8 protein-coding genes are annotated in these 8,913 nt (G+C 30.0%); 6 read left to right on the forward strand and 2 right to left on the reverse strand.

The genetic code is table 11. The annotated features are described in order from the left end of the window. Window positions 1–149: 149 nt before the first annotated feature. Window positions 150–914, reverse strand: coding sequence for a MurR/RpiR family transcriptional regulator (locus JG776_RS11710; protein WP_291967720.1), 765 nt, complete (start codon window positions 912–914; stop codon window positions 150–152). Between the two features lie 201 nt (window positions 915–1,115). On the opposite strand from JG776_RS11710, the gene JG776_RS11715 reads away from it, so the two are divergent. The 5 genes from JG776_RS11715 (at window position 1,116) to JG776_RS11735 (ending at window position 7,132) form a co-directional block, all read left to right on the forward strand. Continuing rightward, a complete protein-coding gene (locus JG776_RS11715) occupies window positions 1,116–2,663 on the forward strand; it encodes a PTS transporter subunit EIIC (RefSeq protein ID WP_291967722.1) in 1,548 nt (515 codons plus the stop codon). A 23-nt stretch (window positions 2,664–2,686) separates the two neighbouring features. Further along, a complete protein-coding gene (locus JG776_RS11720; protein WP_291967723.1) occupies window positions 2,687–4,009 on the forward strand; it encodes a 6-phospho-alpha-glucosidase in 1,323 nt (440 codons plus the stop codon). Between the two features lie 49 nt (window positions 4,010–4,058). Next, window positions 4,059–5,192, forward strand: coding sequence for a glycerate kinase (locus JG776_RS11725; protein ID WP_291967725.1), 1,134 nt, complete (start codon window positions 4,059–4,061; stop codon window positions 5,190–5,192). Window positions 5,193–5,257: 65 nt separating this feature from the next. Continuing rightward, a complete protein-coding gene (locus tag JG776_RS11730; RefSeq protein WP_291967727.1) occupies window positions 5,258–6,829 on the forward strand; it encodes a DEAD/DEAH box helicase in 1,572 nt (523 codons plus the stop codon). A gap of 141 nt (window positions 6,830–6,970) precedes the next feature. Continuing rightward, entirely contained in the window at window positions 6,971–7,132 is a 162-nt protein-coding gene (locus tag JG776_RS11735) for a zinc-ribbon domain-containing protein (protein ID WP_027308154.1), read from the forward strand. A gap of 236 nt (window positions 7,133–7,368) precedes the next feature. Here the strand turns inward: JG776_RS11735 and JG776_RS11740 are convergent, their stop codons facing one another. Continuing rightward, window positions 7,369–7,554, reverse strand: coding sequence for a hypothetical protein (locus JG776_RS11740; protein WP_291967730.1), 186 nt, complete (start codon window positions 7,552–7,554; stop codon window positions 7,369–7,371). Window positions 7,555–7,713: 159 nt separating this feature from the next. Here JG776_RS11740 and JG776_RS11745 point away from each other — a divergent pair, with 159 nt between their 5' ends. Next, window positions 7,714–8,808, forward strand: a complete 1,095-nt coding sequence (locus tag JG776_RS11745; protein ID WP_291967731.1) for a sensor domain-containing diguanylate cyclase — start codon at window positions 7,714–7,716, stop codon at window positions 8,806–8,808. Window positions 8,809–8,913 lie beyond the last annotated feature (105 nt).

Here is an 8,913-nt window from a genome sequence, read left to right on the forward strand (position 1 = left end):
AAGCCCAAATAAATGGACCTATATATAATCTTTGGTCGACCTATATACACCCCTGCCAGGGAGCATATATAGATCTTAGCTCAACTGTTATATACCCTTACCTTACACTATTAGTAATGCACTGTTTTAAAAAAATTATTCATTAAATTTTATTTTGTTTTATATTTATTAAGATACGCAAAATAAATATATTCCATAAGAGTTAATGCTGGAATACGTGAAATAAAACTAATATCATCTATAGTAAAGTTACTTGCACACACATAAAGATTTATATCTGACAATTTAGATAGTGTATTTACTCCTATATTTGTAAGTGAAACAATTTTACACTTTCTCATTCTTGCAATGTTAACTGCCTTTAATATTTGATTTGTTTCACCAGACATTGAAATAGCGAATACTATATCATTAGATTTTAATGATGCAGCAGATATGTACATCATACTTGTATCATCATAATAATTTGAAGGCTTTCCTATTATATGAAATTTTCTTGACATCTCCATACAAATCATTCTTGAAGAACCTTCTCCATAGAAATCAATTCTACTTGAATTATATATTAAATCTAAAACACAATTTATCTTTTCATCATTTATTAAAGCTTTGCTTTGATCTATATCATTAAAAATTGTATTTTTAAAATTATTTAATCTAACATAATTATTGTTTACATTGATTTTATCTTCAAAGTAATACATAATAGCGACCTTAAATTCAGAAAAACCACTATATCCTAATTTTTTGCAAAAACGAACTATACTTGCAGTTGAAGTGTAAGCATTTTTAGCTACATCTTGGATGGTCATATTTTTTATTTTGTCAGAGTTATCAAGAAAATATTTTAAAAGTTCATTTTCATTTTTGTTTAATTTATACTTTATTGCCTCAATATCTTTAATTTTTAACATATTATCACCTTTAAAATTATTTTTTAATATCAAAGTTTACTATACTACAAAAATACAAAAAAATGAATATAGGTTTGAAAAAAAATTCGCAATTTGAAAATTGTACAACATATATACCAATTTTCTATATTGTCAAAATATATTTTAAAATCAAAATGGATTGTTTATAATGTGAGTAAATAAATAAGAGGAGGTTTATATATGCTAAAAAAATTAAATAATTACTTTCAGAAATTAGGTAAAGCATTTATGCTTCCTATAGCACTTATTTCAGCAGCTGGTATTTTTTTAGGTCTAAGTGCTGCATTTTCAAATCCTAATATTATTTCTAAGCTACCAATTTTGCAAGGTACTGGAGTTCAAAATTTTATCCAGTATATTCGTGTTATAACTGGAACATTATTTTCAAATTTACCTGTATTATTTGCAATAGCTCTGGCAATTGGTTTGGCAGATGATGAACCTGCTATTGCAGGTTTTTCGGGTTTTGTTGGATTTATAATTCTAAATGTAGCAATAAATTTTGTATTGAAGACAAATAAAATGTTAGTGGAACCTGTTAATATGAAACAAGCTGGACAAGCAATGGTTCTTGGTATTCAAACATTAGAACTTGGTGTTTTCGGTGGTATTTTAACAGGTATGATAGTTGGTGCATTACACAATAAATATTACAATATAAAACTTCCAGATTATATTGGTTTCTTTGGAGGGACAAGATTTGTTCCAATAGTAACAACTTTTGTTTTTATGCTTATAGGTTTAATATTCCCTGTAATTTGGCCTCCTATTGGAAATGGAATACAGGCCATTGGATATGGTATAGCTAAACTTGGGTATTTTGGAACGTTTTTGTTTGGAGCATTAGAAAGATTACTAATTCCTTTTGGTCTTCATCATATATTAAATGCTATGTTTAGATTTACACCAGTTGGTGGTGAAATTCAAGTTGCAGGTAAAACGGTTACAGGAGCTTTAAATATTTATTTTGCAGAACTTGCAGCAGGAAACACAAATTTCTCTACAGAAGCTACAAGATTCCTTGCACAAGGTAAAATTCCAATAATGGTTTTTGGGCTTCCAGCAGCAGCATTAGCTATGTACCATACAGCAAAGGAGGAACATAGAAATAAAGTAAAGGGTATATTGCTAACAGGAGCGTTAGCATCGCTTGTAACAGGAATTACTGAGCCACTGGAGTTTTCCTTCTTATTTGTTGCACCAGTTCTTTTCTTAATTCACTCAGTATTGAGTGGTATGTCATTTATGCTAAATCATATTTTAAAAGTAGCAATAGGAAACACTCAAGGAGGAATAATTGATCTTATAGTATTTGGAATGATGCAGCCTAATACAAAGTGGTATATAACTCTTTTTATAGGTATTTTGTATGCTGTAGCATATTACTATATATTCAAGTTTATAATAATTAGATTCAATCTACAGACACCAGGAAGAGAAGAGGATTTAGATATAGAAGATAATGATGTAAAACAGGTATCTGTAGATGAAAGAGCAGTTCAAATAATAAATGCATTAGGTGGAAAGCAAAATATTGAAGTTGTAAATAACTGCTTTACAAGACTTAGAGTAACAATAAAAGACTCAAGTTTAATAAATGAAGCAGAACTTAAAAAGACTGGAGCTAAAGGTATTATAAAGCCTAATGAGAATAATGTACAAGTTATCTATGGACCATCAGCATCTAATATAAAGGTTTCAGTAACAAAAGCACTAAAGAAAATGTAAATGACAAAAAAGGAGGCAGAATTATGAAAAAATTTAATTTGACAATTGTAGGTGGTGGAAGTACTTGGACGCCAGGGCTACTTCAAAGTTTGTGTAAAATGAAGGATAGATTTCCTCTAAAAAAATTAGTTTTATTTGATATTGATGAAGAGAGACAAAGACCAATAGGTGAATTTGCAAAAATACTTTTTAATGAAGAGTATGAAGGACTTGAATTTAGTTATACAACTAAGGTTGAAGAAGCTTATCAAGATGTTGATTTTGTATTTATTCAAATGAGAACAGGTGGACTAAAAATGAGGGAGAAGGATGAAAAAATTCCTCTTTCATTAGGAGTTTTAGGTCAAGAAACCTGTGGACCAGGTGGTTTTGCATATGGTATGAGATCTATTAGGGATATGATAAATACAATAAATGATATAAGAAAATATTCAAAGGATGCGTGGATATTAAATTATACAAATCCTGCGGCAATAGTAGCAGAAGCATTAAGAAGAGTATTTTCAGATGATAAAAGAATACTTAATATATGTGATCAGCCTGTTAATTTATTAAGGTCATATGGTAGATTATTAAATATGAATCCTAATGAATTTGAGCCAGTTTACTTTGGACTTAATCATTTTGGTTGGTTTACACACCTTTATGATAAAAATGGAAATGATTTAGTACCTAAGATTAAAGAAATAATTCTTGAAACTGGTTTTAAACCGGTAGATGCTGAACAAAGAGATAAATCTTGGCTTGATACCTACGCAATAGTAAGAGATATGTTAGTAGATTTTCCAGATTATCTTCCAAACACATATTTACAATATTATTACTATCCAGACTATAAGGTTGCACATTTAAATCCAAATTATACAAGAGCAAATGAAGTTATGGACGGTAGAGAAAAGAGAGTTTTTGAAGAATGTATGAATGTTATAGAAAAAGGCACTTCAAAGGGATCAAGTTTGGTTCATAATGATGCACACAGTGAGTATATAATAGAGCTTGCAGAATCAATTGCCTTCAATAAACACAAAATATTCATAGTTATAGTAGAAAATAATGGAATAATTACGAATATACCAGATGATGCAATGGTGGAAGTTGCAGCTGTGATTACATCAAATGGGCCAAGACCACTTGCTGTTGGAAAAATACCAACCTTCTATAAGGGGCTTATTGAAAATCAATTAGCTTATGAAAAATTAACTGTAGATGCATATTTTGAAGAATCCTATCAAAAGGCACTACAAGCATTAACTTTGAATAGAACAATAGTATCAGCAAAAAAAGCACGAGAAGTTTTAGATGCTTTAATTGAAGCAAATAAGGAATATTGGCCAGAATTAAAATAGGGAATGGGATACCATTCCCTTATATGTTAAATAGAAGGAGGGGCAAGTTATGAAATTTTTACTTGCAATAGATTCCTTTAAGGGAAGTATAAGTTCTTTGGAGGCTGCCAATGCCTTTGAAGCTGGAATAAAACGTGTTAAAAACAATGTAGAAGTAATTAAGATTCCTATAGCAGATGGAGGAGAGGGAACTGTTGAATCACTTGTAAATTTTACAAAAGGAGAAATTATAAAAACAAAGGTCAAGGATCCATTAATGAGGGAGATTGATTCCTACTTTGGTATATTAGGTGATGGGGAAACAGTTGTTATAGAAATGGCAGCAGCTTCGGGTTTACCACTTCTTAAGGATGATGAGAGAAATCCCCTATATACTACGACATATGGTACAGGAGAATTAATAAAGAAGGCACTTGATATGGGGTTTAGGAGATTTGTCTTAGGAATAGGTGGTAGTGCAACAAACGATGCAGGAGTAGGTATGGCGATGGCACTGGGGTTTAAATTTTTAGATAAAGAAGGCTATGATATTGGATTGGGAGGAGTAAAACTTTTTAATTTACACTCAATAGATACAACTTGCAAAGATAAAAGGTTAGATGAATGTGAATTCTTAGTGGCTTGTGATGTTGAAAATACTTTATATGGGGAAAAGGGTGCTACCTATGTATATGCAAGACAAAAAGGGGCTGGAGAAGAAGATTTAATTTTATTAGAAAAATCAATAGTCAATTTTTCAAATGTTGTGTTTAAGGAATTTGGGATTAATATAAGTGAAATAAAAGGTGGAGGAGCAGCTGGAGGACTTGGAGCTGGTGCATATGTGTTTTTAAATGGCAAAATAAAAAAAGGAATTGATGTATTGATTGATATTTTGAAATTAGATGAAGTAGTAAAAGATGTTGATTTTGTTGTTACTGGTGAAGGGAAAATTGATGGGCAAACACTTTCAGGTAAGGTTCCATTTGGCATTGCAAAATTATCAAAAAACTATAATAAACCTGTGATTGCAGTTTGTGGTTTATTAGAAGAGGGATACAAAGAAATTTATAACTATGGTGTAGATACTATATTTTCAATAACCAATGGACCTATTTCATTAAATGAATCAATGAAAAATGCTTCTGTTTTAATAGAGGACACTGCTGAAAGAATCATAAGATTTATAAATATTTTTAAATAGGAGTTGCTTTTTTTGAAAATTACACATAATATTAATATATTAAACAAAATAAAAGGTGGTATAATATGACAACATTAAAATTTAACGAACTAAACCTATCAAAGGAGTTACTCAAGGCAATTGCAGACCTTGGATATGAAGAAGCAACTCCTATACAAAGTCAAGCGATTCCTATTGTATTAGAGGGACACGATGTAATAGGTCAGGCACAGACGGGAACCGGAAAGACAGCAGCCTTTTCAATACCTGTTATAGAGAGGATAGATACAAGCAAAAAACAAATACAAGCACTGATTTTATGTCCAACAAGAGAACTTGCAATACAGGTTAGTGAGGAGATAAAAAAACTCTCCTCCTATAAGAAGGGGGTATATGCACTTCCTGTATATGGAGGTCAAGCGATTGAAAGACAAATACAAGCTCTAAAAAAAGGTGTAAACATAGTAATAGGTACTCCAGGTAGAGTTATTGACCATATAAATAGAGGAACAATTAAATTAGATAATTTAAAGATGATTGTTCTTGACGAAGCAGATGAAATGCTAAATATGGGATTTATTGAGGATATAGAGTTTATCTTAAGTAATGCACCAAAGGAAAGACAAACACTTTTATTTTCTGCTACAATGCCAAAACCAATATTAGAACTTACTCAGAAATATCAAAATAATCCTAAGATGGTTAAAATAGTTCAAAAGGAACTTACTGTTCCAACAATTGAACAAATCTATATAGAAGTTAGAGAGGCAGATAAAATAGAAGTTTTATCAAGACTTTTAGATATACATAATCCAAAACTATCTTTAGTATTCTGTAATACAAAAAAGAAGGTAGATGAAGTGTCTATGAGCCTTCAAGCAAGAGGTTATCTTGCGGATGGGCTTCACGGTGATTTAAAACAGCTACAAAGAGATAAGGTAATGCAAAAGTTTAGAAAAGGTCTAATTGAAATACTTGTAGCAACTGATGTTGCAGCAAGGGGTATTGATGTTGAAAATGTTGAGATGGTATTTAACTATGATGTACCACAGGACATTGAAAACTATGTTCATAGAATAGGAAGAACTGGAAGAGCAGGTAGAGAAGGAAAGGCATATACCTTTATATCAGGAAAGGAAATATATAAATTAAAGGATATACAAAGGTATACAAAAACAAAGATTAAGATGGGTAAAATACCTACAATAAATGATGTAGAAGAGAGAAAGATAACAGCTTTAATAGACAATATAAAAGAGATAATAAATGAAGGTGGCCTTGAAAGATATGCCGGCATAGTTGAAAGAATAGTAGGTGATGACTATACTTCATTAGATATTGCATCAGCTCTTTTAAAGATGACAATGAAGTTAGATGAAAAATATGATGAAGATGTTCAAGATTTAGAACAGGATAGAGAAATGACAAGGTTGTTTATTAATATAGGTAAAAATCAAAGAATATCACCAAAGGATATTGTTGGTGCTTTTGCAGATAAGGTTAAAATACCAGGTGATTTAATTGGAAGTATAGATATATATGACAAATTCTCCTTTGTGGAGGTTCCGAGGGAATATGCAAAGGAAGTAATGAAAATAATGAATGAAAATACTATAAAAGGTAAAAAAGTAAACATTGAGATTGCAAAGAAAAAATAAAATATTTTGCTTGCAATTACATTAAATATGTGCTATAGTAATAAAGTACCCGAAAGACAGTTCAACATTCTCCTTGTATAGCCTTGGAAATGTTGTACATCGTCTTAAGGAAAAAGGTTATATTTTAGGAGGAATGTTGAAATGGCAGACAAGAATTTAGTATGTGTAGACTGTGGTAAGGAGTTCATCTTCACAGAAGGAGAACAACAATTCTACGCTGAAAAGGGATTTGAAAACGAACCAAAGAGATGCCCAGAATGCAGAAAAGCAAGAAAGCAACAAAAGAGAAACTTCAATAGATAAGAAGTTAAAAGCAGCGTTAAGCTGCTTTTTTTATTTTGGTTATATAATGTATAACTTTATAATTGAAATTACGCTGTTATTAAATATTAAAAAATTTCAATTGATTTTTCTACATATATTGACAAAAAATAATAATATGGTATTATTAAATTACAAAGATAATTATTGTCTATTAATAATAATTAAAACAATCCCCCAACACCATTAAATCCTCCCAAAATAGGCTGCATTGCAGCCTATTTTTTTAATTTTTTTCTAAGACTTGGTTCCATAGCACCTGTATCAAAATTTTTTATATTTGATTCAACGTGTTTAAAGGTACAGGGTTTGCCTTCACAGTAAGATTCAACTGCTCTATCATTTGTTGGATACATTTCTGTAGTCTCTGGTGTTATACTATTTTTAAATTTCTTTTTAGTCATAAAAACACCTCCAATAATATTATTTCAATTTAGTTGACATAAGATACTATTATTAAATAAATAAAAATGTTCAAAAAATATCAAAAATGTTTTATAATTATATTATGTTTAAGTTAATAAATAACTATAATGTGCTATACTTTTTTAGGGGGAATATATTTGAGACCTTTTTTTACTGTTTTAATTCTTTTACTAACTTTTATTCTTCTAATACTTCATAATCAATATATAAAATTGAGACAAAAATATGAGAGGGAGGTTGATTTAAATAATTTACTAATTGAAATATCTAAAGAGTTAATGGCATATAAGGATGTAAATAAGCTCTTTAAAAAGATATTAGTAGATACTTTAAAAATTGTAGAAGAAGGGGATGCAGGCAGTATACTTGTTTATAACAAACAAAAGGATTGTATGGAGTATGTGGCAGCAATAGGATATGATATAGATGAATTAAAAAAAGTAAATTTTAAAAAGGAGGAGCTGTATTTATATAAGCTAAACAGATTAAATTCTGCAGATATAATAAAAAACCCTCGCTCCTTTGATAGTGAATATATAGACAATGAAAAATATAAGATGCTGCTTGAAATGAATGCATTAGAGATTAAGGCAACATTAAGTGCTCCAATTTATATAGATGGTAAATTTTACGGAGTGATAAATATTGATAATCTAAATAAGATAGATGCCTTTACAAATAAGGATATTGAGCTTATTGAGTTTTTAGTAAAGCAATTGGAAGCTTCTATAAAAAATGCTATTTTACTTGAAGAATTAAAGTATGCTTTAAGAACGGATAAACTAACGGATGTATATAATAGAAGATGTTTTGAAGAAATACTTGAGAAGGAAATAAAAAGAGCAGCAAGATATGGAAATAGCTTTAGTATTGTACTAATTGATTTAGATGATTTCAAACCAATAAATGATACCTATGGGCATAAAATGGGAGATAGGGCATTAAAATATTTTGCAGATGTATTAAAGAAAAATTTAAGGGATACAGATGTGGTTGCAAGGTTAGGCGGAGATGAATTTGTACTACTTCTGCACGGAGCAGATGAAAATAAATCAGAGGGTAAAATTGGATTTATAAAAAATTATTTAAGAGAAAATCCTTTGGAAGATATAGTTATTGATTTTAGCTATGGTATATGTGAATATAGGGATGGAATAGATATAGATACCATAATGACCAAGGCAGATGATAAAATGTATGAGCAAAAAAGAATAAAAAAGGTGAAAAGATAGAGCAGTCTGTTGAAAAAGTTATATATTGATTAGCCCCATGAAGGATTTCTTGGGCATTCGTTCATTTCGCTAATCAATTCTAAGCTTTTCTTTGTTTGAAAAAGT

Source organism: Caloramator sp. (assembly GCF_020054765.1).
Lineage (GTDB): Bacteria > Bacillota > Clostridia > Clostridiales > Caloramatoraceae > Thermobrachium > Thermobrachium proteoclasticum.

Bases quoted from the DNA above. Each gene is read 5' to 3' on its own strand.
- JG776_RS11730 (WP_291967727.1), top strand. From the start codon at position 5,258: ATGACAACATTAAAATTTAACGAACTAAACCTATCAAAGGAGTTACTC.
- JG776_RS11725 (WP_291967725.1), top strand. From the start codon at position 4,059: ATGAAATTTTTACTTGCAATAGATTCCTTTAAGGGAAGTATAAGTTCT.
- JG776_RS11720 (WP_291967723.1), top strand. From the start codon at position 2,687: ATGAAAAAATTTAATTTGACAATTGTAGGTGGTGGAAGTACTTGGACG.
- JG776_RS11735 (WP_027308154.1), top strand. From the start codon at position 6,971: ATGGCAGACAAGAATTTAGTATGTGTAGACTGTGGTAAGGAGTTCATC.
- JG776_RS11710 (WP_291967720.1), bottom strand. From the start codon at position 914: ATGTTAAAAATTAAAGATATTGAGGCAATAAAGTATAAATTAAACAAA.
- JG776_RS11740 (WP_291967730.1), bottom strand. From the start codon at position 7,554: ATGACTAAAAAGAAATTTAAAAATAGTATAACACCAGAGACTACAGAA.
- JG776_RS11715 (WP_291967722.1), top strand. From the start codon at position 1,116: ATGCTAAAAAAATTAAATAATTACTTTCAGAAATTAGGTAAAGCATTT.